This window comes from Rhodococcus sp. O3 (genome assembly GCF_048897285.1).
In the GTDB taxonomy this organism is placed as follows: domain Bacteria; phylum Actinomycetota; class Actinomycetes; order Mycobacteriales; family Mycobacteriaceae; genus Rhodococcus.
Genome location: NZ_JBMBTE010000039.1, coordinates 19208 through 45787 on the forward strand (window position 1 = coordinate 19208; position 26580 = coordinate 45787).

The window sequence follows — 26580 nt, forward strand, 5'->3', positions numbered from 1 at the left end:
CTGTGAACGTTGTCAAGTCCGGTCGCCGCGAGATGTACGCCGCCCTCACCAGGGACGCGGTGCTGGAAGCAGCGCGTTCCCTCTTCGTCGACCGCGGGTTCGCCAGCACGTCGGTCGAGGACATCGCCAAGCTTGCGAATGTCAGCAAAGGCGCTGTCTACCACCACTTCTCGGACAAACAGACGATCTTCGCGCAGCTGGTCCGGGATTCGCTCGCGGAGGGCCTGACGACCGTCGTGAACGCGATCGCCGACGTGACGGACCCGTGGGAACGCGTGGAGCGGGCCCTGCGCGCCTACCTGAAGGTGTATGCCGAGGACAGGGACGCACGCGCCCTGCTGCGGCAGGTCGTCGGGGTCCTCGGCGAGGAACGCACCTGCGCACTCGACAACGAGTTCGTGATCCCGACGATCGAGGCACTGCTCGTCGAGCTGGACAACGCCGGTGAACTGAAGCCGCTGCCGATCGAGATCACTACGCGACTGGTCTTCGACCTCCTGTGCGGCGCCGCGAAGTCGCTGGCCGGCACCGAGGAAACCGAATCGACGTCACGCGAAATGGAAGCGGTTATCCTGCATATGTTCTCGGGCCTGCGCCGGAACCCGTTGCCACGCTAGGCTTCCCACTCGTGCACGGGCCGGCCTCCGGCCATGTTGCGCACGTAGTCGCGCATCATCTCGGTGAGCGCGGTTCGGCGATCCGCCCCGGCCGCCTCCCGGCGGGCGACCTGCGCACGCTGCCACGCCGCCCCCGTCCGACGGCTCAGACTGCGCTGTTCGATGATCCCGAGGTAGCGGTCCTGCGCCCGCGACGACAGCCCGAACGCCTCGAGCCCCGCGTGCGCCAAGGGCAGCAGCCGACGCAACACCAGTTCGTCCGCGCCGACCCAGCCCAGACCGGGCCAGTACAACCGCGCGTCCAATCCGTACTTTGCAGCGATGCCCAGATTCCCTTGTGCCGCATCGAAACTCATGCGATGCCAGATCGGGAGTTCGGCGTCGACGAGTGCCCGCAGCGCGCCGTAGTAGAACGCGGCGTTGGCCATCATGTCGAGGACCGTGGGCCCCGCAGGCAGCACGCGGTTCTCGATGCGCAGGTGCGGATGACCGTCCGCGATGTCGTAGACCGGACGGTTCCACCGGTAGATGGTGCCGTTGTGCATCTGCAACTCACGCAGTTCCGGGACACGGCCCGCCGCCAGGTCCGCCTCCGGGTCGGCCTCGGACACCTCGGGCAACAGCGCCGGAAAGTACCGGGAATTCTCCTGGAACAGATCGATCACCGAGTCGATCCACCGTTCCCCGAACCACACGCGCGGACGCACTCCCTGGTTCTTGAGTTCCAGCGTGCGGGTATCGGTCGCCTGGGCGAACAGCGGAATCCGGCTCTCGTGCCACAGCGCCTTCCCCGCCAGGAAAGGCGAATTCGCAGCCAGGGCGACCTGCACGCCCGCGAGGCACTGCGCGGCGTTCCAGTGCGCGGCGAACTCCTCCGGCGCGACCCTCAGGTGGAGCTGCAGCGAGGTACACGCCGCCTCCGGCACCACCGAGTTGGTGTCCGCCCGTAGTTGTTCGACGACGTCGGTGCCCGGCAGGGGCACCCCGTCGAGGTCGAGTTCGATGTCCTCGCCGCGCGCCGCGAAGATCTGTTCGTTGAGCGCCTCGTAGCGAGGGTTCGCCGTGATCCATTCCCGGCCGAGATGCTGGAGTTCGAGCGTCGGCAACATCCCGACCATGACGAGTTGCGCGTTCTGCCGGTGCATTCGCTCGTCGGCGCGACGCAGCGACTGCCGGAGCTTTTCTTCGAGTTCGATGGTGGCGTCGCCGGTCAACCGACCGGGTTCGACGTTCATCTCGACGTTGAACTGCCCGAGTTCGGTCTGGAAAACGGACGCGTCGTCGATCGCTTCGAGGACCTCGAGGTTCGACATCGCCGGCGCCATGTCGTCGCGCACGAGATTGAACTCGATCTCCATGCCGAGCTGCGGTTCCGGTGGCTCGTGCACGTCGATGAAGGCATCGTCGCGCAACATGCGATCGAGCACCGACACGCAGGCTTGTACCTTGCGGCGGAACTGACGCCGGTCGTCACGCGTGAAGGATCGCATCCTGATCTCGGTGCCCATGACGTCCCCGTTCGATCCGGTAGCCGACGAACGTCCGGCCTATTCCCGGATACTATCCCCGGATCGGGTTACACGGCGCGGTAGCTGCTCCAGTCGGCGACGACACCGCGGGTGTTCAGCCACGCGTTGGGATCGGTCTTGTTGCCGTCCTGATCCCACACCTCGAAGTGGAGGTGCGGTCCGGTGGACCAGCCGCGGTTGCCGACGGTGGCGATCTGGTCGCCGGCGCTCACGCGCTGGCCCGCGGCGACCTGGTAGGTGTCGACGTGGCCGTAGACGGCGGTGCTGCCGTCGTCGTTGAGCACGCGCACCCACTGGCCATAGCCGGAGGCCGGGCCGGCGTCGAGGACCGTGCCGTCGGAGGCGGACTTGATCGGGGTGCCGATCGGGGCGGCGATGTCGATGCCGCCGTGGTGCGAGCCCCAGCGCTGACCGAAGTCGGAGGTCAGGGTGCCCGACACCGGCTGCACCGTCGACGGCTTGATCGGGTTCAGGTCGTTCAGCCACTGCCCGGCGTCGCCGAACTGGTCGACGAGGTCTGCGAGCGGGGCGGGAAGTTCGGGGCCGTGCGCGTGGCCGTGGTCGTCGACCACGGGGGTGGTGACACCCGGGACCGCGGGAATCTCGAATCCGGCGGGCAGCAGGCCCTCGGGAACCTCGAACGGCAGCGAACCGGTGTGCGCCGGGGCCGGGGCGGCAGCGGCGGTACCCGCGGTGAGCTGAGCACCGACGGCGAAGAAGGCGCCGGTCGCGGCGGCGACGGTCGCGGCCTTCACCGGAACCGAGGGACCGGTGGGCTCCACGCGGTGACGGCCTCGCTCAGCGGCGGTGCCGGGCAGGTCGAACTCGAATGCTGCGACCTCGTCACGTCCGCGCTGGTGCCGTCCCACAGTTGTTACCTCGTCTTCGTCCGCTTCCGTCCGGAGGTTCCGGCCGTTCCTGGCCGAATCAAGGTAACAAAACGATATCGCCGAGCGCCACCGTTACGTTTCCTTTATCTCGAGTATCGGGAATCGGACCGACGCGTCGGTTTCGGGAACTCTTCCCCGGCCGGTGCGAGCGCACGGATCGACCGCGTCACAACCCCTGCTCCCCGACCGCTACACTCACATCCGCGCAGCGAATCGGCCCGCCCGTCTCCTGTGCACGCCCTCGTAGCTCAGGGGATAGAGCACGGCTCTCCTAAAGCCGGTGTCGCAGGTTCGAATCCTGCCGGGGGCACTCCACCGCACTACCGTTGCCGTGTGACCGACAACCCCGTGTCCGGCTTCCCGGTGTTCGACGCCCACCTGCACATCATCGATCCGCGCTTCCCGCTGATCGAGAACGACGGCTACCTGCCGCCCACGTTCACCGCCACCGACTATCGGAGGCGCGTCGCCGCGCTCGGCGTGACCGGCGGCGCCGTCGTGTCGGGATCGTTCCAGGGTTTCGACCAGAGTTACCTGCTCGACGCATTGCAGGTGCTCGGTCCGGGCTTCGTCGGGGTGACACAGCTTCCGGCCTCGGTGACCGACGACGAGATCGTCCGGCTCGATGCGGCCGGAGTCCGCGCGGTCCGGTTCAACGTCCGCCGGGGTGGATCCGCGTCGATCACCGACCTCGACGCATTGGCACGCCGCGTCCACGAGGTCGCCGGGTGGCACGCCGAACTGTATGTCGACGCCCGGGACCTGCCCGGACTCGCGGCGACGATCGAGCGGCTGCCCGCGGTGAGCATCGATCATCTCGGGCTGTCCGCGGAAGGACTCCCCCACCTGCTGAAACTCGCCGAGCGCGGGGTCCGGGTCAAGGCGAGCGGGTTCGGACGGGTCGACTTCGACGTCCCGTCCGCGTTGCGGGCCGTCGCCGCGGCGAATCCGTCGGCGCTGATGTTCGGCACGGATCTGCCGTCGACGCGAGCGCCCCGCCCGTTCCGCGACGAGGACGTCGAACTCGTCGTCGACGCCCTCGGGGCCGAGCTCGGCGCCGCGGCCCTGTCCGGCAACGCGAGGGAGTTCTATCGCCTCGATCGACGGCGCCAAGATCACCGAAACAGCCCCGAGACCGAAACCGGTCGATAAACTCGATCGAGTCAAACGGTACGCGGGACGCGCCGCGTGCGCTTCGGGGAGCGCAGTGGTGGACGCCCGGACGTGACATCCCCTTTCGAGGAAGCAGCAGCATGAGCGCCCTGCGAATGACCCGTCGATTCCTTGCCGTTGCGGCGCCGGTTGCGGCGGCCGCACTCTTCACCGGCGTCGCGGCAGCGGCCCCGCCTCAGGGACTGGGGACCGCCGTCACCATCGGTTGCCTCAACCAGGGCAGCCTCGCGTCGTTCTCGGCCATCACCGCGCAGGCCGGTCCCGAAGCGTCCCCGCCCATCGGCGCCGGCGAGGTGCTGTTCACGAGCGCACCCGCTCTGGGACCGGTCCCCGCCGCCGGCCAGGTCACGGTCGCCTGGCTGAACCGCGACACCGGCCAGGCCGGGATCACCGACCTGACCGGTGCCTACCCGAACCTGTCGGGTGTGGCGAAGACCGGCTCGGGCAACGTGCTGACCACCGTGTTCGGTTCGGTCGGCCTGGGCAGCGGACCGGTCTGCAACTCGACGCCCGCGACCGGGATGGTCTTCGTTCCCTGAGTTCGCAGTCCCGAGTTCAGGAACGGCTGAGTTCAGGAACGGCTGAGTTCAGGAACGGCTGAGTTCACGCACCGGTGACACGCGGCGCCGGCGCGGCACGAGCATCGGCACCTGAGTCCGGTAGGTGCGGTACCTGTCCCCGAAGGTGCCGATGAGGTCGTGTTCCTCGAGCTGCACGGCGACGAGGACGTAGACGGTCGTGACCGCGGCGAACATGAGTCCGCCGACGGACATCGTGGGCGCCACCCAGAACGCGATCAGGAAGCCTGCGTACAGCGGGTGCCGCACGATCCGGTACAGGCGCGGCGTGAGGAATTCCGCGGTGGCAGCGGGCATTCCGAGCTGATTGCGGATCACCTGACGGACACCGAACAGGTCGAAGTGGTCGATCGCGAACGTCGACGTCAGGACCAGTGCGAACCCGCCGAGCGAGACGGCGTAGAGGACGACGCGCAGCCACATCGTCTCGACGTCCCACACGTGCTGCGGCAGTGGGCGCCACTGCCACATCACCAGTGCCAGTGCGGCGGTTGCGAACAGGACGTAGGTCGCGCGTTCGATCGGTGGTGGAACGATGCGGGTCCACCGGCGTTTGAACCAGGGCCGGGCCATCACCGAATGCTGCACCGCGAAGATCGACAGCAGCGCGAGGTCGATGACCACCGCGACCGCCGTGGGTGCGGCGGGCCCCTCGTCGATCGTGCGGGGTACGACGAGTCCTTCGACCCATCCGATGGCGTAGAGGAATACGACGAGGAACGCGCCGTAGGCGAGCATGCCGTATCCGGTCATGAGGGTGCGGGACAGGCGTGAGGTGGTGTGAGTTGTCATGTGCTCGAGTCTCTGCACCGGCGCACCCACCGGATAGGTACCCGGGGTGGAGGATTCGGCCACCCTGCCGTTTCAGCGTGGGCTGTACATAATCAGTCCGACGCCGATCAGGCACACCAGGGCACCCGCGATGTCCCATCGGTCGGGGCGGAACCCGTCCATCACCACGCCCCACAGCAGCGAACCGGCGACGAACACCCCGCCGTAGGCCGCGAGGATCCGGCCGAAGTTGGCGTCGGGCTGCAGTGTTGCGACGAATCCGTAGGTGCCGAGCGCGATGACTCCGGCGCCGATCCAGATCCAGCCGCGGTGTTCCCGCACGCCCTGCCACACCAGCCAGGCACCGCCGATCTCGAACAGAGCAGCGAGAGCGAACAGGACGAGCGATTTGGTGACGGTCACGCGGAAGACCCTACGGGCCGGTCCCGCCGGTTGCCGTCGGGCCCGAATTCCGCACGCCGCACCGATTCTCCGCTCACCAGCACGGACACCATCGTCGCCCGGCCGGGAGGCAGCACCCGGACGGTGACGGAACCGTCCGTCACGGCTGCGAGCTCGTCGGCGATCGCCGCCTGAACCCGATCCCGCACAGCGGGTTCGGCGTCGTCCATGCCGTGGTCGTCGAGCAGCACGACGTCCACACCGCGGCGGCGCGCGGCCGCAACCTCCTCGACGAGGGCGGGGTTCTGCAGCATGGGCGCCCGCACGCTGTCGCGGAGCCGCGCTTCGAGCACCAGGCATTCGAGGCGTTCGGCGTCGTCGAGTTCCGATCCGGACGCGATGCGTTCGAGAAGCGGGCGGGCGAGTTCGTCGAGCCGGTCGAGTTGCGCGTCGCGTTCCTCGATCATCGCCGACGCTGCGGCCTCCGCCGCGATCCGCCGGGTGGACTGTTCCCGCAGTTCGTAGATCGATCGGACGACCGGGCGGATCGAGTACGCGAAGACGGTGCCCATGAGCACGGGGGCGGCGTTGATCGCCACGACCGCGAACCCGACCTTCCCGAGCTCCCCGGAACCCACGATCGCGGTCGCGAACATCAGGGCATAGCCCAGCCAGGCGAGCGCGACCCGTCCCCGCACGCACATGAACGAGAAGACGATCTTCGACACGCCGAGCGTCCACAACGGCGAGAGATCGGCCATCGGCAGCGGGTCGGCCAGCAGCACGAATCCGCAGGACACCACGCCGCTCGCGGCCAACGCGATCGACGGACCCAGCGGCATCGGGTCGCCCGGGACCGCCACGAGCGCAATTCCGGCGGCGATGCACACGCCCGCCGCAGGTATCAGCGGCCAGACCGACCCGACGTCGGGCGCAGCGTAGACGGCGTGGAGGACGCACGTGAGGGCATACATGGCGACCAGCGCCCAGGCGGCCGGGGTGCGCATGCCGAGCAGATCCCGGATATCGGGGACGGGTCCGGTCATCTCGGCTCCTGCCAGGTGAGTGTGACGATCGTGCCCTGCCGAGGCGCCGACTCGACCGTCGCGTCGCCGCCGTCGAGCGCCCGCATGCGCGCGCCGATGGAGACGGCGATGCCGAGCCGGTGGCCTCCGACCCGCGCCGGATCGAACCCGATGCCGTCGTCGACCGCGGTCACGCCGAGGGCTCCGGCAGCGACGTCGACGGTGACCGTACGCGTCGCCGCCGTGCCCGCGTGGCGGACGCTGTTGCGGAGCGCCTCGGCGAGCGCGGCCGCGACGGCCGTGACCACGTCGCGCGGGTACAGCGTGTTCGCGGAGTCGGGAGCGATGTTCACCACGAACCCGACGTTCTCGTCGACTTCGGTTGCGACGGAACGCAGCCGGGCGACGACCGCGTCGACGTCGGATCCCGGGTCGTCGCCGGTGTTGACGCGGAGATCGTCGAGTTCGGCGATCGCGCGCCGGGCCTGCCCGACCACGCGTTCGTCCGTCTCCTGACGTCCCGCGGACAGCAACGTCGACATGACCCGGTCGTGGACGAGCGCGGCGAACCGCGTCCGTTCCGCGGACTTCGCCTCGGCCGCGGCCGCAGCGGACGCGGTGGCGTGCGTGGTCGCGACCGTCGCATCGAGCGTCCGGCCGGCCGCGAGTCCCACCGTGGCGGCCCCGACGAACATCATCGAATACGTCGCGATGAATGCGAAGGACGGCGGCGCATGTTCTCCGACCGGAATGTCGCGCACGATCCGGTCGGTGGCGTGCACCAGCACTTCGACGACGGCGAGATACGCGAACGGACGCCAGGTTCGCCATGCCGCGACCGCGGCCAGCGCGGGCAGCCCGGGAACGAGGGTGAGCCACAGGTAGTCGTCGCCGGCGATGGGTCCGCCGTTCCAGGCCGGCCACCACAGCACGGTCACCGCGACGAAGAGCCACGCGTTGGCGGCCGCGGTGCGGCGAATGCAGCGCACGTCCGGATGGAACGTCGCCGCTCCCATCGCCAGCGCGGAACCGACGATCGCGGTCACGGCGAGCGGCGTCCACCACGCAGCGGTCACGGCGGCGGCGGTGGGCATGTAGCCGGCGACGGGCACCAGGTAGAACAGGTAGCCGAGGACCACGAAGCGGACGAAGACCCGGAGGAACCGGTCGGCTGCGGAACCACCCTCGTCGAACCGGACGCGCCGGTTCACAGCTCGTCGATGTCGATCAATCCGTCCTGCAAGGCCCGGGCGAGGAGCATGGCCTTCGTCGGGGCCGCCCTGCCGACCAGGGCGTATTTGTCCCGGATGCGGGCGATGTGGGTGCTCACCGTCGTGGGGGCGACGAACAGCCGTTCCGCCGCCTTCGACTTCGAGTCGCTCATCAACCATTCGCGCAGGATCTCCACTTCCCGTGCCGACAGCGTCGGCTTGACACTCTCCTGGTTCAGAGGGCGTTCGAGCATGCTGGTCATGGGCAGGTCCTCCGTTGTCGAGCGATCTGCTGCGAAACTACGCAAACTGCGCACGCGTGCCGAGACGGATACTCCTCTGCCCAACAAACCGGGGGCATCGTTACCTTTGCTTACAAAATGCTGCTCAGTAGACGCCGCGACCTTCGCTCGCCGTCCGCGGACGTTCCGGAATCGGCAGCAGTCCGTCCTCGACCGCGCGCTTGTACAGGTCCGTCTTCGTCGGCGCGGGCCGGCCCGCCTCCGCGTATTTCTGCCGGATGCGCTGCAGATAGTCGTTGACCGTCTGCGGCGCGAGCCCGGTCAGCCGAGCCACCCGATCGAGCTTCTCCCCCGACGCATACAGTTCGAGAACCTCCAGCTGGCGGGGGCTCAGGCCGACGTCTCCCAGGTCGGGGTCCCCGTCGATGGCCGCGGCCCAGTCCGTGCTCACGACCTGCCCACCCGACGCCGCCGTCCGGATCGCCTCGACCACCACGGCCGCAGGCGCGGATTTCCGCACCACCCCGAGAACACCCGCGCGCGCGGCGGACCGCACCAGGTACGGATTCTCCGCGCCGGTGAAGATCAGCGTCTCGATGCCCGCGGCCCGAAGCTGCTCGACATTGCTCTTCGGTGACGATCCGTCCTCGAGCCGGAGATCGAGGATCGCGAGATCCAGACGGACGTTGCGGGCGAGCAGCTCCTGCACGGTCGGTGCGGCACACGCCAGCTCCAGGTCCGGTTCGGCAGCGAGCATCGCGCCCAGACCCAGCACCACCGACTCGTGGTCCTCGACGACACCGATCGCGCGGACGGACGTCCCGGAATCCTCGGCCAACTTCGCCCCTCCCGAACACCCGACACAGATTCGAGAACGTTAACAGGGGAAGGAGACACGTGGTGTCAGGCGCGACGCACGTCGGTGGGCTCGATGTCCTCGCGCAGCCCCCGCCAGATCGGGTGCCGCAGCCGGCCGCCGTCGGTCCACGACTGGAAGCGCACCTCCCCCACCAGTCGCGGGGTCACCCATACGGCGCCGCGCGCGTCGGCGGTGGGAATGGCTTCCACGAACGGCGAGGTGCGCCGCCGCAACCGGTCCAGGGACGCGGTCAGCGTGGTGAGGGTACGGTCGTCGAACCCGGAGCCGACGCGCCCGACGAACACGAGGTCGTCGCCCTCGTACACCCCGAGCAGCAGCGCACCGAAGGTGTCCGACCGGGCACCCTGGCCGGGCCGGTATCCGCCGACGACGACCTCCTGGGTGAGCCAGTTCTTCGCCTTGATCCACGCGGTGCCGCGCTTGCCCGGCAGATACACCGAGTCGCGCCGCTTGGCGATCATCCCTTCCCAACCGCGGTCGAGGCTCTCCTCAAGGGCCTCGGTTCCGCTGCCCGGCAACGTCTCCGGCACCTCCAGCCCGGGCGCGGCCGCACCCAGCAGTTCGAGCACCCGCCTGCGGTCGCTGTACGTCTTGCGGAGCAGGGAGACTCCGTCGAGATAGAGGATGTCGAACACGAGGAAGGTGGGCCGTCCGCCGGACTGCAGCAGCGGAAAACTCGAGACACCGTGCGGGTCGAAGGTGACGATCTCGCCGTCGAGGACCGCGTCGTGCCCGTCGAGGATCTGCGCGAGAACCCCGAGCGACGGATAGTCCGCGGTGATGTCGCGACCCGACCGGGAGCGGATGCGGAGTCCGCCGTCGTGGACCTCGACGATGGCGCGGATGCCGTCCCATTTGCCTTCGAATGCCCAGTCCCGCTCGTCGAGGCCGCTCACGTCGCCGAGTGTCGCCAGCATCGGCGCGAGATCGCGGGGGAACGGCCCGGACGGCGACGGCGTCTGATCCTTCATCAGGTGCGCGAGCCACTGGGTACCTTCGGTGCGGATCAGGGCGTAGCGACCCTGCACGCGACGGCCCTGCAACTGCACGATGACCTCGTCGTCCCGCCACTTCTCCGCCACATAGGTGCCGGTGTCCCACACCGTCATCGTGCCGGCACCGTACTCGCCCTTCGGGATGGTGCCGTGGAACGTGAGGTATTCGAGCGGATGGTCCTCGGTGCGGACCGCCAGGTGGTTGCGGCCGGTCTCGTCGGGCAGGTTCTTCGGCACCGCCCACGACGCCAGCACGCCGTCCCGTTCGAGCCGCAGGTCGTAGTGCAACCGTCGGGCATTGTGCTCCTGGATCACGAACCGGTCGCCGGGACCACCGGCGGCGACCGTGTCCGGCACCGGTTCCGGCGTGCGTGACGCGTCGCGTTTGCCGCGGTACTCGGCCAGCGCGTCCGCCCGATCCTGCGCCGGCAGCGGCGGATCCAGCCCCTCGAGCAGATCACCGTCGGCCTCGACGCGGGCGAGCACTTCGTCGAACCGCAGCTGGGACAGATCGGGGTCCTCGAGTTCCTCCCAGGTGCGCGGCGCCGCGACCCAGGGCTCGTCGCGACCGCGCAGCGAATACGGCGCGACCGTCGTCTTGGCGGCGTTGTTCTGGCTCCAGTCGACGAAGACCCGTCCTCCCCGAGCGGCTTTCGCCATCGTCGCGGTCACCAGGTCGGGGTGCAGCTTCTCGAGATTGGTCGCGACGGTCCGCGCGACGGTCGACGCCCCGTCCGACTGCAGCGGCCGGTCCAAGGGGACGTAGAGGTGAATTCCCTTGCTGCCGCTGGTTACCGGATATGCCGTCCATCCCAGTTCGGCGACCATGTCGCGCACGAGGCGCGCCACTCGCGCACAGTCCGCCAGCCCGACACCCTGGCCGGGATCGAGGTCGAACACGATGCGCGTCGCGGCGCCTCGCGTGTTGCCGGCGAAACGCCACTGCGGGACATGCAGTTCCAGCGCGCCCTGCTGCCCGAGCCACGCGAGGGAGGCCACCGAATCGAACAGTGGATAGGTGACGGTGCGCTGCTTGTGGTGCAGCGTCCGGCGGTCGAGCCAGCTCGGGGCGTGCGCCGCCAGGTTTTTCTCGAAGAACGACTGGTCGTCCACGCCGTTCGGCCAGCGCTTGCGGGTGCCGGCACGACCGGCGACGTGGGGCAGCATCGCATCGGCGATCGCCACGTAGTAGTCGATCACCTCACCCTTGGTGGTACCGGTGCGGGGGTAGAGCACCTTGTCGAGGTTGGTCAGCTTCAGTCGACGGTCCCCGAACGTGCGGGTCGGCATCACCTCATTGTGCCAATCGTTCGCGTTGATCTTGCTGGATCGGGACGGGGAAGGCAGTATTGCCCGCGTGTTGTCTCCGCTGCGACGCCTGCGCGCTGCGGCGGTGATCATTGCCGTCGCGGTGATTCCGGCCGCCTGCACCGCATCGTCGGAACCGGATCCGGTCCCCGCGACCACCACGTCGCTCGCACCGGCGACGACCCGGATCCCACCCACCGACGCGATCGACGACTGCGGACCCGGCTCCCGCACCACCCACACCGCCGGCGTACTCACCCTCGCCACCGACGATCCCGCCTACGCTCCGTGGTTCGTCGACAACGATCCCGCCAACGGCCAAGGGTACGAAGGTGCGGTCGCCGCCGCGGTCGCCGAAAGGCTCGGCTACACCCCCGAGCAGATCCGCTTCGAGCGGGTCGGCTTCAACGAGATGATCGCGCCCAGGGGAAAGACCTTCGACGTGGGGCTCGGACAGGTCACGATCGTCGACACCCGCCGCGAAGCGGTGGACCTGTCGTCCCCGTACTACGCGGTCGGGCAGGCGATCGTGGCACGGCAGGGCAGCCCCGCGGCCGCCGCCACCTCGCTGGCGGATCTGTCCGGGATGAGACTGGGTGCGCAACAGGGTTCGACGAGCCTGCTCGCCATCACCGACACCATCCACGCCGACGCCGAACCCGTGGCCTTCGAAACCACCGACGACGCGAAGTCCGCCCTCACGGACGGGACGGTCGACGGAATCGTGGTGGATCTGCCGACGGGGTTCCAGATCACCGAACAGATTCCCGGCACGGTGGTCGTCGGCCAGTTCCCGCGGCCCAACGAGGTCACCGAGTTCTTCGGCATGGTGCTCGAGAAGGACAGCCCGCTCACGCCGTGTGTGTCGGCCGCGATCGACAGCCTCTACGCGGACGGGACGCTCGACGAATTCGCGACGCAGTGGCTCGCCGGAACCGGCGGAGCGCCCGTCCTCGAATAGCCGTCAGCCGTAGAGTTCGGCGAACTTCCGCAACGAGGCCTCGAGATCGCCGCGCAGCGTGCGCGCGACACCCGACCCGATCGGACCGAACAGCGGAGCCCCGCCGAGGTCGATGTTCAGCGACAGGTCCGAACCGCCGGATGTTCCGGTGACGGTGAGCAGCAGCCGAAACTTCGTTCCACCCTTGCCGTTTCCGCGCAGCACCAGATGGTGCGGGGCATCGATCTCCTCGACCTTCCACGCGACCCGGTTGCGCAGTCCCTTGACGGACACCACGGATTCGGCGGTGGTGCCCACCGTCAGCTCCTCGGGCAGATCGCTGCGCCAGCCGTCGTGGATGGTGAGCCACTCGTCGAAGCGGTGCAGGTCCGACGCGGTGGCCCAGGTCCGTTCCGGATCGAGCGGGACGCGGGTGGTGACCTCGAGTTTCGCCATGCGCGGAAGCGTAGACACCGATCCGGCCGCCTCGCCAGCCCGGTTCCACGGATCACCGTTTCGTGTCGGCCCGTCGCGTTACGCTTCGAGCGCGCGACCGGCCGACGATCGACGCGCTGAGGACGAATTCGCTCACGCTGCACCGAGCGGATTCCGATACGGCGAGCACATTCGGAGTCGGCCGGAGATACAGCGGTGGTCACTACTACTGCACCGGACTAAACACCGGGAGCCCGACATGTACGACGTGAAGGAATTGGCCCGCGCCGAGCGGACTCAACTCGCGACACTCCTGCGCTCGCTCACGCCCGAACAATGGAACGCCCCGTCACTGTGCACGGGTTGGACCGTCCGCGACGTCGTGGCGCACATGCTCAGCTACGAGGAACTCGGCGCGGTCGAGCTCGTGCGGCGCTTGGCTCGCAGCCGGCTGCAGCTCGATCGCGCCAACGACCTCGGACTCGCCGACCAGAGCGGACTCGGACCGCAGCAGCTGATCGATCTGCTCGACCGGAACCTCGAACCGCGCGGGCTCACCTCCGCGTTCGGTGGCCGGGTCGCTCTCGTCGACGGGATGGTCCACCAGCAGGACATTCGTCGCCCGCTCGGCTTCCCGCGAGAGATTCCCGCCGACCGGCTCGAACCTGCTCTTCGCTTCGCACGTTTCGCGCCGCCCATCGGTGCATCCGGGCGGATCCACGGCCTTCGGCTGGTCGCCACGGACGTCGATTGGGCGACGGGTCGCGGACCCGAAATCCACGGGCCCGGTGAAGCGCTGCTCATGGCCATGGCCGGTCGTTCCGGCGTCACCGACGAACTCGACGGTCCCGGACTGGCAACACTGCGTTCCCGGATCGAACCCCGAATCTGACACCGAAGAAAAATTCCCACACCTCCGCGTTTCGACGTGGCACACTAGGCGACCGAACAGCCGAACTCGACCGGGAAGGAACTCCGATGCACACCGCTTCGCACTCGCAGCGCATGTCGCAGAAGAAGATTCATTTCCTGAATCGAGTTCTCGAAAATTCCGGTCCGAACACCGGAGTCCGCGTCCACTGACGCCCCATCTCGGGGCGTGTGCGCCCCGAGCTTCCGTCACCGTCACGGTGACCATCGGCCGATCTCGGCCGTCGCGGGACCGTCACGCCTCGATCATCACCACTTGCATTGTGAGAGAACGAGGTTGTCGATTGTCATGCGCCGCTCACCCACCGCCGTGACCGCCCGCACCTGGATGAACACCCGTGTGCGCGTACTCGGTTTCGCCTACGAGGATTTCGACGTCGTTCCGGCCGCCCGGGCGATCGTGCTGCTCACCGAGGAACTCGCGATCACCCTCGTCGAACATGCACCGCGCTTCGTGGTACGTTCCCAGCACATCGCGATTCCCTTGCCGCACACCGTCCAACTGCTCGACTACGTGCACACGCCGCCGCGGCCCGTGATCGACGACGACGCCCGCGCGAGTTTCCGTGCGGTGCTCGAACGCGACCACCACCGGTGCGCGTACTGCGGTAGGGCCGGGGCGACGACCGTCGACCACGTGTACCCGCGCAGCCGCGGCGGCGGCAACAGCTGGTCGAACTGGTCGCCTGCTGCGCAACCTGCAACAACGTCAAAGCCAACCGGACACCGGAGGAAGCCCACATGCCGTTGCTGTGGGTTCCTCGTGCTCCCCGCACCGACCGGAAGCGCCGGCGCCGGATCTGGCGCGAACCGATCGCAACTCCGTGACCTTCGAAGAGAGACCCAGCCATGACCACCTACCTGGCCGAGTACCTGCCGACCGCCGACGACGCGGACTGGTCGGCCGCCGCCTGCCGCGGCGACCGGCACCCGGACCGCTGGTTCCCCGACCCGAGCGAATCGTTCGACTACGCGGCCGAGGTCTGCGGCCGCTGCCCCATCGCCGCGGCATGCGGCAGCTACGCAATCGCGACCGCTCAGACCGGCGTGTGGGGAGGACGAGAATACCGCCGCGGCAAGGTGATTCGCTGACCGCCCGGTCTATGCCTTCGGACTGCCCCACTCACCCTCGACCGCGGTGAGCCATCGTTCCACGCGCTCGATGGTTTCGGCGTGGCCGAGGGTGAAGCCGAGCGATTCCTCCATCACGACGACACGGGACAGACTGGTCGTGAGGACCGACGCGACGACGGGCGGAAAGTCCTCGTGCGCAACGCCGTACCGGTCGAGAAGCACCTCGATCGCATCCGCCTGGTCGCGGCGGAACCGCTCGGAGTAGTCGGCGAGGAGTTTCCGCAGCGCGGGCCGGTGCCGCGACATCGCCATGAACTCCATCGTCAGCGCCACCCCGGACGGGTTGCTGCTGAACCGCCACAGTGCCCACAGCGGCTGAGGTGATGCCAGCGCTTTCCGCTGCATCTCGAGACCCTGATCGGCGCGGCGACGGAACACCTCTTCGAGCAACTCGTCCATGTTCACGAAGTAGTAGTGCACGAGCTGCGGTTTGAGGCCGGCCTGCTCGGCGACGCGGCGGGACGAGACGGCCGCATAACCGTGCTCGAGCATGACCTTCTCGGCGGCGTCCAGCAGGACCGTCCGATTCTTCGCATCGGGAGCCCCGATCCTGCGCGGCGAGGGCATGCGCGCTGTCCACCTCCACAATTCGAACGGGTCGCCTTTGTTGCCGGGCCATCCTATCGCTCCGAAAACGATTCGACCTCGACCGAAGGCGCGCATCGCCGCCGAGGCACATTCGGCCCGGAGCGGCCCGCGAGCGTCAGCTCGAGGCGCGTACCACCAGCTCCACGGGCAGCCGCATCGATTCGGCGTCACCGTCGCGAACCAGGTCGAGCAGGCGGCGGACGGCCGCAACCCCGATGTCGTGTGCCGGCGACCGCACCGTGGTCAACGGAACCGGCAGCTGCGCGACGACGGGAATGTCGTTGTAGCCGACGACGGCGAGATCGTCCGGGACGGACAGCCCGAGGTCGCGGGCGACGCCGAGGATGCCGATGGCGATGGTGTCGCTGACCGCGAAGATCGCGCGGGGCCGGTCGGGTCGATCGAGCAGCGTCCTGCCCGCTTCCACACCGCCGGAAACGTCGAAGCTCGACGGGATGATCCGTGCGGCCGGGACCTCTATCGACGCCTCGCGCAAGGTGTCGAGGAAGCCGTCGCGCCGATCCCGAGCCGTGCTCGCATGGTCGGGACCGGCGATGATCGCGAGGTCGGTGTAGCCGCGATCGAGCAGGTGCCGGGCGGCGAGTGCTCCGCCGCGGTAGTCGTCACCGACGACGAACGGCAGTCCCGCGTCGGCGTGCCGGGTCACGGTGAGGATCGGCAACTGCCCGAGCCCCAGGGACTCGACGAACGGGCGCCCGGGAATGTGCAGGCTGCTCAGCAGCAGCCCGTCCACCTGCCGCCCGACCAGCAGGGTGATTGCACGACGTTGCGCCTCGAGGTCGTCGGGCGGGCTCGACAGCAGTACCGAGTACCCCGCCTTCGTCGCGGCTTCCTCGATGCCCTGATAGGTCGTGGCGACCACCCCGTCGGTCAGCCGCGGCATGACGACGCCGAGCGTGGTCGTCCTGCGGGTGCGCAGGCTCGCCGCCCACAGATTGGGCCGGTAGCCGAGCTCGGCCGCGACCTCCCGCACACGCAGGGCCGATTCGGACCAGCCGTCGACGGGTTCGGGTTGGCGCAGCACGCGGGAGGCCGTCGAGACGTGCACGCCGGCACGCTCGGCGATCTCCTTGAGCGTCGGCGCACGGTCGGGGCGGGACATTCGGCTCTCCTGCTCTGTCGCATCTCTGTCGCATCGAGATTTCCGTTCCGGGTTGACGAGCCCGGAGCATGCCCCTTAGCGTAGGGCACGCAATCGTTCGTGCAAACGTTCTCGCAAACGTTATGGCAAACGTTCCTCGATCACCGGAGAAGGCCATGTCCAACGCTCAGTCGCTCACCCAGCTGTTCGCCCTCGACTCCCTGCTGGAGCAGGAGGAGATCGACATCCGCGACACCGTCCGCAAGTTCGGCAACGAGCGCATCCGTCCGCACGTGGCCCAGTGGTTCGAGGAGGCGAAGATCCCGGCTCGCGAGCTGGCCAAGGAACTCGGGCAGCTCGGTGTTCTCGGCATGCACCTCGAGGGTTACGGCTGCGCCGGCATGAGCGCCACCGCCTACGGCCTGGCCTGCCTCGAGCTCGAGGCCGTCGACTCCGGTATCCGCAGCCTCGTCTCGGTGCAGGGCTCGCTGGCGATGTTCTCCATCCACCACTGGGGCAGCGAGGAGCAGAAGCAGGAATGGCTCCCCCGCATGGCCGCCGGCGAGGCCATCGGCTGCTTCGGCCTGACCGAGCCGGACTTCGGCTCCAACCCGGCCGGGATGCGCACCAACGCCAAGCGCGACGGTGACGACTGGATCCTCAACGGCACCAAGATGTGGATCACCAACGGTTCCGTCGCCGACGTCGCCGTCGTGTGGGCCCAGACCGACCTCGAGGAGGGCGCCAAGGGCATCCGCGGCTTCGTCGTTCCCACCGACACCCCCGGCTTCTCCGCCCCGGAGATCCATTCGAAGCTGTCGCTGCGCGCCTCGGTCACTTCGGAGCTCGTCCTCGACGGCGTGCGCCTGCCGGCCTCGGCGATGCTGCCGAAGGCCAAGGGCCTGCGCGGACCGCTGACCTCCCTCGGCGAGGCCCGCTTCGGCATCGTCTTCGGTGCGATCGGCGCGGCCCGCGACTGCCTCGAGACCGCGATCGAGTACGCGCAGTCCCGCGAGGTGTTCGACAAGCCGCTCGCCGGCTACCAGCTCACCCAGGCCAAGATCGCCGACATGGCGCTCGAGGTCGGCAAGGGCCACCTGCTCGCGTACCACCTCGGACGGATGAAGGACCGCGGCGAGATCGCCCCCGAGCAGGTCAGCCTGGGCAAGCTCAACAACGTCCGCGAGGCCATCGCGGTCGCCCGCGAGTGCCGGACCATCCTGGGCGCGAACGGCATCACCCTCGAATACCCCGTGATCCGGCACGCGAACAACCTCGAATCGGTGCTGACCTACGAGGGCACCTCCGAGGTCCACCAGCTGACCATCGGCAAGGCGCTGACCGGTGAGGCGGCCTTTCGGTGAGCGGGGCGAGCGAAGCGACGGGGAATGTGGCAGGGGCATTGGAAGGGCTGGTGATCGCCGACTTCGGTCGCGTCCTCGCCGGCCCGTACGCGACGATGCTGCTCGCCGATCTCGGTGCCGAGGTCGTCAAGGTCGAACGCCCGGGCTTCGGCGACGACACCCGGCACTGGGGTCCGCCGTGGGTCGGCGACGAGTCGACGTACTTCCTGGGCGTCAACCGGAACAAGCGGTCGGTGTCGATCGACCTGACCACCGAGGTGGGGCTCGACGAGGCCCGCGACCTCGTCGCCCGCGCCGACGTCGTCGTCGAGAACTTCCTGCCCGGCACGATGAATCGGCTCGGGCTCGGCTACGAGCAGGCCCGCGAACTCAACCCCGACATCGTGTACTGCTCGATCACCGGATTCGGCGGCAACAACAACCTGCCCGGCTACGACCTGCTCATCCAGGCGGTCGGCGGATTGATGAGCATCACCGGACCCGACCCGGCGACCCCCACCAAGGTCGGTGTCGCGGTTGTCGACGTCATCACCGGAATGCACGCTGCGCTGGGCATTCTCGCCGCACTGCGGCACCGCGACCGGACCGGTGAGGGCCAGCGCGTCGAGGTGAACCTGCTGTCGTCGCTGCTGTCGGCGCTGGCGAACCAGTCGTCGGGCTATGTGGCGGCCGGCGTCGTGCCGAAGGCCATGGGCAACCGGCATCCGAGCATCGCACCCTACGAGGTGTTCAGCACCGCGGATCGGCCGTTCGTCCTCGCCGTCGGCAACGACCGCCAGTTCGCCTCCCTGGTAGACGTTCTCGGGGCACCCGAACTCGCATCCGACGACCGGTTCACGACGAACACCGCCCGCGTCACGAACCGCGAGGAACTGACGAAGATCCTCGACGAACTGCTGTCGACGAACACCGCCGACGCCTGGTTCGACGCCCTCACCGCGGCACGCGTGCCGTGCGGGCCGCTCAACGACATCGCCGACGCCGTCGCCCTCGCCGAGCGCCTCGGCCTGTCGCCGGTCGTGTCGATCGAGGATCCGGACCGGGACGCTCCGCTCCGCCAGATCGCCAACCCGATCCGGCTCAGCGCCACCCCCGCGACGTACCGCACGGCGCCGCCGCGTCTCGGCTAGCAACGCCCACAACACCGACGCCGGGTGACGGTTCACGCCGTTTCGCCCGGCGTCGGTGGCGAATGTGCCACAGTCGAATGCGCCCTCGAAATTCCCAACCTATTCGATACGCATGTGCCCGGCGGGCGGGAAAGAGAGAAGACATGTGCACCAGGGTCGTTTGGCCGAACGCCGCGGGATCGGTACTCGTCGGCCGCAACATGGACTATCACCGCGACACGGGGACGAATCTGTGGTCCCTGCCGCGCGGAATCGACCGGCGGGACGGCGTCGGCGGCTCGTTGACCTGGACGTCGAAGTTCGGCAGCGTCGTCGCCGCGGCCTTCGACATGATGACCGTCGACGGCATGAACGAGGCCGGCCTGTCGGGGCACATCCTCTGGCTCGCGGAGTCGGACTACGGAACGTACGACCCGTCCCGGCCGGCACTGAGCATGGCCGTGTGGATGCAGTACTTCCTGGACAGCTTCGCCACGGTCGCGGAGGCGGCGGCGTGGATCGAGCAGACCGAGGTGCAGGTGGCTCCTCTCGGCGACCCGGCCACCGGTGAGGTGCCCACGGTGCACCTCGCGTTGGACGACGCGACGGGAGATTCGGCGATCGTCGAGTACGTCGACGGCAAGGCCACCGTCTGGCACGACCGCAGCTACCAGGTGATGACGAATTCACCGACCTACGACAAGCAACTCGAACTGCTCCGCGAGGTCGAAGGATTCGGTGGCGACAAGCCGTTGCCCGGTACCACGGACGCCGCCGACCGGTTCGCCCGCGCCGCCTATTACGTCGGCCGGCTTCCCGAACCGAAGAGCGGGGTGGAGGCCGTCGCCGGGATGCTCAGTGTCATCCGCAATGCGGCGCAGCCGTTCCGGGTTCCGGATCCGGACAAGCCCTATGCGTCACAGACGATCTGGCAGACCGTGGGCGACCTGACCGGCAAGCGTTACGTGTTCGCGTCGACGACGCGCCCGAATGTCCTGTGGGTCGACCTCTCCGAGCTGGATTTCGCCGAGGGTGCGCCCGCGCGCAAGCTCGATCTGCTCGGCGACACCGCGCTCGAGGGTGGGCTCGGCGGCAACGTCACGGATCGGTTCGCCGAAACCGCCCCCTTCGAGTTCCTCGAACTTCCGACGGCGCAGTAGTTCCTCGAACTGCCGGTTGCGCAGCAGCAGAACCGGAAAGCGGAGAACCCGAAACGCGACGGTGCCGCGCTCCCGGGTCTGGGAGCGCGGCACCGAAGGGGTTCGCCGCCAGGGTTCTCCTGTGGGCGACTGTCTCTAGTGGGCGACCGCCTTCTCGACACCGACACCGGTGAGCGAGCGGACCTCCATCTCGGCCTGCTTGAACGGGTCCTCCGTCTTGCGGCGGCCGACGTAGGTGCCGACGATGCCGAGGACGAAGGCCAGCGGGATAGACACGATGCCGGGGTTCGACAGCGGGAACAGCGCGAAGTCGGCGTTCGGGAACATCGACGACGGCTTGCCGGACACGGCCGGGGAGAACACGATCAGCAGCAGGCAGCTGATCAGACCGCCGTAGATGCTGAACAGTGCACCGGTGGTGTTGAACTTCTTCCAGAACAGCGAGTACAGCAGCGTCGGCAGGTTCGCCGAGGCGGCGACCGCGAACGCGAGGGCCACCAGGAAGGCGATGTTCTGGCCCATCGCCAGGATGCCCAGCACGATCGACATCAGGCCGATGACGACGACGGTGATGCGCGAGACCCGCACCTGCTCGTCCTCGGTTGCGTTGCCGCGCTTGATGACACTGGCGTAGATGTCGTGGGCGAAGGACGCCGACGCGGTGATCGCCAGACCCGCGACGACCGCGAGGATCGTGGCGAACGCGACGGCGGAGATGATCGCCAGGAACAGGGTGCCGCCGAGTTCGAAGGCCAGCAGCGGAGCCGCCGCGTTCTCCTTGCCGGGGGCGTTCAGGATGACGTCCGGGCCGACCAGCTTCGCGGCACCGTAGCCGAGGACCAGGGTGAACAGGTAGAACGCACCGATGAGCGCGATCGCCCAGGTCACCGAGCGGCGAGCTTCCTTCGCGGTCGGAACCGTGTAGAAGCGCATGAGCACGTGCGGCAGGCCGGCGGTGCCGAGCACCAGGGCGATACCGAGCGAGACGAAGTCGATGCGGGTCATGTCGCTGATGCCGTACTTCGCACCCGGGGCGAGGATGTCGCGACCGGCGACCGCCGTGTCCGAGGAGTTCGACGCCATGGCCTGCGCGTCGGCGAGCAGCTGGGAGAAGTTGCCGCGCACCGCGAACAGCACGAGGACGAACATGATCGCGGCGCCGGCGACGAGCAGGACGGCCTTGACCATCTGCACGTAGGTGGTGCCCTTCATGCCGCCGATGAGCACGTACACGATCATGAGCACACCGACGACCGCGACGACGATCGCCTGACCGGCCTTGTCGTGGATGTCGAGCAGCAGCGCGACCAGGCCACCGGCACCGGCCATCTGGGCGAGCAGGTAGAACAGCGAGACCGCGAGGGTGGACAGCGCCGCAGCCATGCGCACGGGCCGCTGCTTGAGCCGGAAGCTCAACACGTCGGCCATCGTGAAACGACCTGTGTTGCGCAGCAATTCGGCGACGAGTAGCAGCGCGACGAGCCACGCGACGAGGAAGCCGATGGAGTACAGGAAGCCGTCGTAGCCGTACACGGCGATGGCACCGGCGATTCCGAGGAACGACGCGGCCGACAGGTAGTCACCGGCGATCGCGAAACCGTTCTGCGGTCCGGAGAACTGGCCGCCGCCGGTGTAGAAGTCCGAGGCCTTCTTGGTGGTACGGCTGGCCTTGATGACCAGGCCCATGGTGACGACGACGAACGCGACGAAGATCGCGATGTTGATCAGCGGGTTGCCGACATCGGCGGTCCCACTCTGCGCGAGAACGGTCACTGTGCCGGTCCTTCCAGCTCTTCACGGATCGCGGCGGACCGAGGATCGAGCTCGCGTCCGGCGAATTTCACGTAGAGGGCGGTGATCACGAACGTCGTCACGAACTGACCGAAGCCCAGGATCAAGCCGAGATTGATGTTGCCGATCACCTTCGTCGCCATGAAGTCGGCGGCGTACGTCGCGAGCAGCACGTAGACCCCGTACCAGGCGAGGAAGAACACCGTCACCGGGAACACGAACCGCCGCAACCGGCTACGCAATTCCTGGAATTCCGGGCTCGCTTGCATGGCTACGAAGTCCTGGGGTGTGGGTTCGCGCCGTACCGGCGCATCGATCCCACTCTTGACTGTGGTCACTGCCGACTCCTCGGTTTGTGAGTTGTAGTGAGAACAGACGGTAGTGAGACGGCGGTCACACGCATAAGTAGTGCGGTCGCATAGCACGCCGAGCTGTCGTGCCGTGCGCCGAACGGTCGACTCACCGCGACGAACGGCGCTGCCGATCCCCTGAACCCGATTTGTCGGCACCGGACGTGCCCGCACCGAACGCACCGATCTCGCGGTCGCGGCCCATACCGAGCCGTTCGGGGACGTGCATGCGCGAGAAGGTGCGCCCCACGTCGGCCGGGACCGACCGGCGGGTGACGAGGCTGACCAGCACCATCGTGAGGAACGCCAGCGGCACGCTCACCGCGGCCGGGTAGCCGACGAGCACTGCCAACCAGCCGTAGCGTTCCGGATCGATCGGGGCGAGCACCACCACCATCGCCGCAGTCCCGGACACCAGCCCGCCGAGCACCATGCCCGCCGCGGCCCCGGCTGCCGTGAGGCCTCGCCACCAGATACCCAGGACCAGCAGCGGGCACAGCGTGGACGCCGCCACCGCGAACACCAGGCCCACCGACCGTGACAGGTCCAGCGACGTCACCGACAGCGACAACGCGAGCGGCACGATCCCGGCGAGCACCGCCGCGATCCGGAAGTCCCGCACCCGGCCGCGCAGCACGTCCGTCGACAGCACGCCCGCGACACTGACCAGCAGGCCCGACGACGTGGACAGGAATGCGGCGATCGCACCCGAGGCGACGAGCGCGGCGAGCAGCTGCCCACCCCACCCGGTCAGCACCGATCCCGGTAGCAGCAGCACCGCCGCGTCCGAGCGTCCGGTGATGAGCAGCTGCGGCACATACAGCCGCGCGAACACGCCGAGCAGGGTCGGGAACAGGTAGAACATGCCGACCAGGGCGATCACGGCGAGCGAGGTCACGCGCGCGGTCCGGCCGTCGGGGTTGGTGTAGAACCGCACGAGCACGTGCGGCAGGCCCATCGTGCCGAGGAACGTCGCGAGGATCAGCGAGTACACCTGGAACATCGGGTAGTCCCCGCCGAATCCGTTTCCGGGAGAGGCCCACGAGTCGTTGTCCGGCGGCGCGCCCGCCACCACCGGAACGGGCGACCCGGCGGCAAGCACCAGTTCCGTTCCCGACGACAGTTCGTGCTGTCCCGGCACGAGCAGCACCGGACCCGCGACCGGCCGGCCGTCGATGTGCCCGGTGACCTCGACCTGCAGCGGCTCCTCGACCTGCACGATCACATCGGTGGTGATGTCGACGGTGGTGCGATCGGTGACGGTCGGCGGCACCGCCTCCGTCACGACCCGGTCGTCGGCGACGAAGTGCAAGGTGAGCACCAGCGCCGGCAACGCGACCGCGGTGAGCTTGAGCCAGTACTGGAACGCCTGCACGAACGTGATCGATCGCATGCCGCCACCGACGACGTTGCCGACGACGATCGCCCCGACCGCGGCCACGCCCACCCATTCGGGCAGCCCCAGCAGGATGTTCAACGTCAGTCCCGCACCCTGGAACTGCGGCACCAGGTACAGCACGCAGATCACGGCGACGACGATCATCGCGAGGGTGCGCACCCAGCGCGTGCCGAGCCGGAACTCGGCGAAGTCGGGCACCGTGTAGGCGCCGGACCGGCGCAGCGGTGCGGCGACGAACAGCAGCAGGCCCAGATAGCCCGCCGCGAAACCCACCGGATACCACAGGGCGTCGGCGCCGTACTTCGCGACGAGCCCGGCGACACCGAGGAACGATGCGGCGGACAGGTATTCACCGGCGATCGCCGCGGCATTCCAGCGCGGCCCGACCGTGCGCGACGCGACGAGGAAGTCGGAGGTGGTGCGCGCCAGGCGGACGCCGTAGATGCCGATCGCGACGGTCGCGGCGGCAGCGGCGATCAGGCCGACGACGGTGAGGACGGGAATCGAACCGGTGCCCATCGCGGCTCAGTCGTCGGTCAGGTCGGTGAAGTCCTGCTCGTTGCGTTCGGCCAGCCGCACGTACAGCCACGAGATGCCGAGCAGCACCGGATAGCCGACGACGCCGAGCAGCAACCACGGCAGCCGCAGCCCCAGCAGCGTCACCTCCGCGAGCGAGGGAACCAGGGCGAACAGCACCGGCAGCGCCCCCAGCACACACACCGCGACGAGCGCGAGCCGCAACGCGAGCCCGAGCTGTGCCCGGACCAGGCCGCGCACCATCGCGTCGCCGATCTGCGTCTGCTGCTGCACCTCGACGCGGGTGCGGACCATGCGGGCTCCGCGCCGCTGCGCGAGCACCACCCGTTCCCGCGGCGGCGGACCGGCGGTGCTCATCGGGCCGTCCAGGTCTGCATGGGACCGCGGATGAGCCGGTCCTTGAGTTCCCGCGTGTGGCGGCGGCTCACCGGAAGCTCCACCGGCTGCTGGTCCCCCTCCGGCCGCAGGCACACCACCAAGCCGGATCCGACACTGCGGATGCCTGTCACCAGCGGCAGCGCCACCAGGTACGACCGGTGTACCCGCAGGAACCCGGCGTCCGCCCAGCGGCTCTCGAGCGTCGAAATGGGGATGCGCACCAGGTGGGAACCGGTCGCGGTGTGCAGCCGCGCGTAGTCGCCGTCGGCCTCGACCCACCGCACCGACGACCGTGGCACCAGCGTCGTGACCCCACCGAGTTCGACGGGAATCACCTCGTCGGACGACGGCGGCGCGCCACCCTGGTCGCTGCTGCTGCGGCGGCGTTCGGCGATCCGCCGCACCGCCTCGGCGAGCCGTTCCTCGCGCAGCGGCTTGAGCAGATAGTCGACCGCACCCAGATCGAACGCCGCGACGGCCCGGTCGTCGTGCGCGGTCACGAACACCACCGACGGTGGCTGCGCGAAGTTGCGGAGGATCCCCGCGAGCTCGAGCCCGTCGAGCCCGGGCATGTTGATGTCGAGGAAGACCGCGTCGATGCCACCGTCGCGCAGCAGCCGCAGCGCGGTGGTCGCGTCGCCCGCGGTGTGAACCGAGCCGATCTCGTCGCGCCGGCGCAGGAGGTAGGCAAGCTCGTCGAGGGCAGGCGGCTCGTCGTCGACCGCCAGCACGGTGAGGGACTCCGGATTGTCGTTCACAACGGAATCATCGTGCCATGCCCTGCCGCCGGTCACGGTCGGATCCCCGGCCGGAACTTCGGCACCCGCATGCTGACCTTGGTGCCGGCGCCCGGTGCAGTCTCGACGACCAGGCCGTAATCGTTGCCGAACGCCGCCCGCAACCGGTCGTCGACGTTCGCCAGACCCACGTGCGCGGACTCCTTGACGCCGCTGTCCTCGCGGTCCGCGACCGCGTCGAGCGAACCCGAGCGCAGCAGTTCCGGGTCCATGCCGATGCCGTCGTCCTCGACACTGATGACGCAGTCGGTGCCCTCGTCGGCGGCGACGATGCTGATGGTGCCGGCGCGCGTCGGTTTCCCGGCGATCCCGTGCCGCACCGCGTTCTCCACCAGCGGCTGCAACGCGAGGAACGGCAGCACCACCCCCAGGACCTCGGGGGCGATCTGCAGCCGCACGTCGAGCGCGTTGCCGAATCGGGCGCGTTCGAGCGTGAGATACCGGTCGATGTTGCGCAGCTCGTCGGCGAGCACCGTGTACTCGCCCGCGGAACGGAACGAGTAGCGCGTGAAGTCCGCGAACTCGAGCAGCAGTTCGCGGGCCCGGTCCGGGTCGGTGCGCACGAACGAGGCGACCGTGTTGAGCGCGTTGTAGATGAAGTGCGGGCTGATCTGGGCGCGCAGCGCACGAACCTCGGCGCGGTCCAGCCGCGCGCGGGACGCGTCGAGCTCGGCGAGTTCGATCTGGCTGCACGCGTATCCCGCGGCCTCGGTGAGCACCCCGAGCATCGCCGGCCCCGGTTCGGTGGTGGTGACGACGCCGAGCACCCCGACCACGCCGACGCCGTCGATGATCAGCGGCTGGGCGATCAGCGCGCGCGCCGCGAGTTCCTCGGGTCCGCGCACCAGATCGCCGTGGCCGACGAGCACGCGGCGCTCCCCCTCGATCGCGCGGAGGCCGGCGTCGTGCATCTGGTCGGCGAGTCCCTCGTACAACCCGTGCCAG

General features: G+C 68.7%; 28 protein-coding genes and 1 tRNA gene. 11 read left to right on the plus strand and 18 right to left on the minus strand.

All coding sequences use genetic code 11. The features are described from left to right. Positions 1 to 2 precede the first annotated feature (2 nt). Positions 3 to 617, plus strand: coding sequence for a TetR/AcrR family transcriptional regulator (locus ACN675_RS13370; RefSeq protein ID WP_420751300.1), 615 nt, complete (start codon positions 3 to 5; stop codon positions 615 to 617). Here the strand turns inward: ACN675_RS13370 and ACN675_RS13375 are convergent. Both ACN675_RS13375 and ACN675_RS13380 read right to left on the minus strand, forming a co-directional pair. Continuing rightward, positions 614 to 2125: a glutamate-cysteine ligase family protein gene (locus tag ACN675_RS13375; RefSeq protein WP_420751301.1), complete on the minus strand. Its 1512-nt coding sequence runs from the start codon at positions 2123 to 2125 to the stop codon at positions 614 to 616. The genes ACN675_RS13370 and ACN675_RS13375 overlap by 4 nt on opposite strands. A 68-nt stretch (positions 2126 to 2193) precedes the next feature. Then, positions 2194 to 3015, minus strand: a complete 822-nt coding sequence (locus tag ACN675_RS13380; protein ID WP_420751302.1) for a M23 family metallopeptidase — start codon at positions 3013 to 3015, stop codon at positions 2194 to 2196. Positions 3016 to 3273: 258 nt separating this feature from the next. Here ACN675_RS13380 and ACN675_RS13385 point away from each other — a divergent pair. The 3 genes from ACN675_RS13385 to ACN675_RS13395 all read left to right on the plus strand — a co-directional run bounded on the left by ACN675_RS13385 (position 3274) and on the right by ACN675_RS13395 (position 4748). After that, a tRNA-Arg gene (locus ACN675_RS13385) sits at positions 3274 to 3346 on the plus strand. A 23-nt stretch (positions 3347 to 3369) separates the two neighbouring features. Continuing rightward, positions 3370 to 4188, plus strand: coding sequence for an amidohydrolase family protein (locus ACN675_RS13390; RefSeq protein WP_420751303.1), 819 nt, complete (start codon positions 3370 to 3372; stop codon positions 4186 to 4188). Positions 4189 to 4289: 101 nt separating this feature from the next. Continuing rightward, positions 4290 to 4748 (plus strand): hypothetical protein, encoded by a 459-nt coding sequence (locus tag ACN675_RS13395; protein WP_420751304.1) that lies wholly within the window; start codon positions 4290 to 4292, stop codon positions 4746 to 4748. Between the two features lie 48 nt (positions 4749 to 4796). On the opposite strand, the gene mddA is transcribed toward ACN675_RS13395, so the two are convergent. The 7 genes from mddA to ACN675_RS13430 form a co-directional block, all read right to left on the minus strand. Next, complete coding sequence (mddA, locus tag ACN675_RS13400) at positions 4797 to 5579, minus strand: methanethiol S-methyltransferase (protein WP_420751305.1); 783 nt, start codon at positions 5577 to 5579, stop codon at positions 4797 to 4799. 72 nt (positions 5580 to 5651) lie between these two features. Continuing rightward, positions 5652 to 5981 carry a YnfA family protein gene (locus tag ACN675_RS13405; protein WP_420751306.1) on the minus strand — a complete coding sequence of 110 codons (330 nt, stop codon included), beginning with the start codon at positions 5979 to 5981 and terminating at the stop codon, positions 5652 to 5654. After that, positions 5978 to 7006 carry a hypothetical protein gene (locus tag ACN675_RS13410; RefSeq protein ID WP_420751307.1) on the minus strand — a complete coding sequence of 343 codons (1029 nt, stop codon included), beginning with the start codon at positions 7004 to 7006 and terminating at the stop codon, positions 5978 to 5980. Before ACN675_RS13410 ends, ACN675_RS13405 begins: the two co-directional genes overlap by 4 nt. Next, the gene (locus ACN675_RS13415; protein ID WP_420751308.1) at positions 7003 to 8196 is read right to left on the minus strand and encodes a sensor histidine kinase; all 1194 of its coding nucleotides are present in this window, start codon (positions 8194 to 8196) and stop codon (positions 7003 to 7005) included. The genes ACN675_RS13410 and ACN675_RS13415 overlap by 4 nt, the downstream gene beginning before the upstream one ends. Further along, positions 8193 to 8459 carry a LuxR C-terminal-related transcriptional regulator gene (locus ACN675_RS13420; protein ID WP_420751309.1) on the minus strand — a complete coding sequence of 89 codons (267 nt, stop codon included), beginning with the start codon at positions 8457 to 8459 and terminating at the stop codon, positions 8193 to 8195. The genes ACN675_RS13415 and ACN675_RS13420 overlap by 4 nt, the downstream gene beginning before the upstream one ends. 124 nt (positions 8460 to 8583) lie before the next feature. Further along, positions 8584 to 9276 carry a LuxR C-terminal-related transcriptional regulator gene (locus ACN675_RS13425; protein ID WP_420751310.1) on the minus strand — a complete coding sequence of 231 codons (693 nt, stop codon included), beginning with the start codon at positions 9274 to 9276 and terminating at the stop codon, positions 8584 to 8586. A gap of 65 nt (positions 9277 to 9341) precedes the next feature. Then, on the minus strand, positions 9342 to 11603 hold the full coding sequence (locus ACN675_RS13430) for an ATP-dependent DNA ligase (RefSeq protein ID WP_420751311.1): 2262 nt from the start codon (positions 11601 to 11603) through the stop codon (positions 9342 to 9344). A gap of 67 nt (positions 11604 to 11670) precedes the next feature. Here ACN675_RS13430 and ACN675_RS13435 point away from each other — a divergent pair, with 67 nt between their 5' ends. Beyond that, a complete protein-coding gene (locus ACN675_RS13435) occupies positions 11671 to 12582 on the plus strand; it encodes a transporter substrate-binding domain-containing protein (RefSeq protein ID WP_420751312.1) in 912 nt (303 codons plus the stop codon). Positions 12583 to 12585: 3 nt separating this feature from the next. Here the strand turns inward: ACN675_RS13435 and ACN675_RS13440 are convergent, their stop codons facing one another. Further along, positions 12586 to 13017 carry a type II toxin-antitoxin system Rv0910 family toxin gene (locus ACN675_RS13440; RefSeq protein ID WP_420751313.1) on the minus strand — a complete coding sequence of 144 codons (432 nt, stop codon included), beginning with the start codon at positions 13015 to 13017 and terminating at the stop codon, positions 12586 to 12588. A 238-nt stretch (positions 13018 to 13255) separates the two neighbouring features. Between ACN675_RS13440 and ACN675_RS13445 the strand changes: the two genes are divergently transcribed. The 3 genes from ACN675_RS13445 to ACN675_RS13455 all read left to right on the plus strand — a co-directional run bounded on the left by ACN675_RS13445 (position 13256) and on the right by ACN675_RS13455 (position 15018). Further along, complete coding sequence (locus ACN675_RS13445; RefSeq protein ID WP_420751314.1) at positions 13256 to 13888, plus strand: maleylpyruvate isomerase family mycothiol-dependent enzyme; 633 nt, start codon at positions 13256 to 13258, stop codon at positions 13886 to 13888. 327 nt (positions 13889 to 14215) lie between these two features. Continuing rightward, positions 14216 to 14779, plus strand: coding sequence for an HNH endonuclease (locus ACN675_RS13450; protein ID WP_420751315.1), 564 nt, complete (start codon positions 14216 to 14218; stop codon positions 14777 to 14779). Next, complete coding sequence (locus tag ACN675_RS13455) at positions 14776 to 15018, plus strand: WhiB family transcriptional regulator (protein WP_420751316.1); 243 nt, start codon at positions 14776 to 14778, stop codon at positions 15016 to 15018. Before ACN675_RS13450 ends, ACN675_RS13455 begins: the two co-directional genes overlap by 4 nt. Before the next feature lie 9 nt (positions 15019 to 15027). On the opposite strand, the gene ACN675_RS13460 is transcribed toward ACN675_RS13455, so the two are convergent. Next, a complete protein-coding gene (locus tag ACN675_RS13460; RefSeq protein ID WP_420751317.1) occupies positions 15028 to 15627 on the minus strand; it encodes a TetR/AcrR family transcriptional regulator in 600 nt (199 codons plus the stop codon). 136 nt (positions 15628 to 15763) lie between these two features. Further along, positions 15764 to 16771, minus strand: coding sequence for a LacI family DNA-binding transcriptional regulator (locus ACN675_RS13465; protein ID WP_420751318.1), 1008 nt, complete (start codon positions 16769 to 16771; stop codon positions 15764 to 15766). A gap of 155 nt (positions 16772 to 16926) precedes the next feature. Between ACN675_RS13465 and ACN675_RS13470 the strand changes: the two genes are divergently transcribed. The 3 genes from ACN675_RS13470 (at position 16927) to ACN675_RS13480 (ending at position 20383) form a co-directional block, all read left to right on the plus strand. Further along, positions 16927 to 18114, plus strand: coding sequence for an acyl-CoA dehydrogenase family protein (locus tag ACN675_RS13470; RefSeq protein ID WP_420751319.1), 1188 nt, complete (start codon positions 16927 to 16929; stop codon positions 18112 to 18114). A 26-nt stretch (positions 18115 to 18140) separates the two neighbouring features. Continuing rightward, positions 18141 to 19244 (plus strand): CaiB/BaiF CoA transferase family protein, encoded by a 1104-nt coding sequence (locus ACN675_RS13475; protein WP_420751320.1) that lies wholly within the window; start codon positions 18141 to 18143, stop codon positions 19242 to 19244. Positions 19245 to 19387: 143 nt separating this feature from the next. After that, positions 19388 to 20383, plus strand: a complete 996-nt coding sequence (locus ACN675_RS13480) for a linear amide C-N hydrolase (RefSeq protein ID WP_420751321.1) — start codon at positions 19388 to 19390, stop codon at positions 20381 to 20383. A 135-nt stretch (positions 20384 to 20518) separates the two neighbouring features. Here the strand turns inward: ACN675_RS13480 and ACN675_RS13485 are convergent, their stop codons facing one another. The 6 genes from ACN675_RS13485 to ACN675_RS13510 form a co-directional block, all read right to left on the minus strand. Then, positions 20519 to 22156: a cation acetate symporter gene (locus ACN675_RS13485; RefSeq protein WP_420751322.1), complete on the minus strand. Its 1638-nt coding sequence runs from the start codon at positions 22154 to 22156 to the stop codon at positions 20519 to 20521. After that, positions 22153 to 22443 carry a DUF485 domain-containing protein gene (locus tag ACN675_RS13490; RefSeq protein ID WP_197250921.1) on the minus strand — a complete coding sequence of 97 codons (291 nt, stop codon included), beginning with the start codon at positions 22441 to 22443 and terminating at the stop codon, positions 22153 to 22155. The genes ACN675_RS13485 and ACN675_RS13490 overlap by 4 nt, the downstream gene beginning before the upstream one ends. Before the next feature lie 190 nt (positions 22444 to 22633). Further along, the gene (locus ACN675_RS13495) at positions 22634 to 24442 is read right to left on the minus strand and encodes a cation acetate symporter (protein WP_420751323.1); all 1809 of its coding nucleotides are present in this window, start codon (positions 24440 to 24442) and stop codon (positions 22634 to 22636) included. A 6-nt stretch (positions 24443 to 24448) separates the two neighbouring features. Then, complete coding sequence (locus ACN675_RS13500) at positions 24449 to 24817, minus strand: hypothetical protein (RefSeq protein ID WP_420751324.1); 369 nt, start codon at positions 24815 to 24817, stop codon at positions 24449 to 24451. Further along, complete coding sequence (locus ACN675_RS13505) at positions 24814 to 25596, minus strand: LytR/AlgR family response regulator transcription factor (RefSeq protein WP_420751325.1); 783 nt, start codon at positions 25594 to 25596, stop codon at positions 24814 to 24816. Before ACN675_RS13505 ends, ACN675_RS13500 begins: the two co-directional genes overlap by 4 nt. A gap of 32 nt (positions 25597 to 25628) precedes the next feature. Beyond that, on the minus strand, positions 25629 to 26580 hold a 952-nt coding region (locus tag ACN675_RS13510; RefSeq protein WP_420751326.1), incomplete at its 5' end, for a sensor histidine kinase.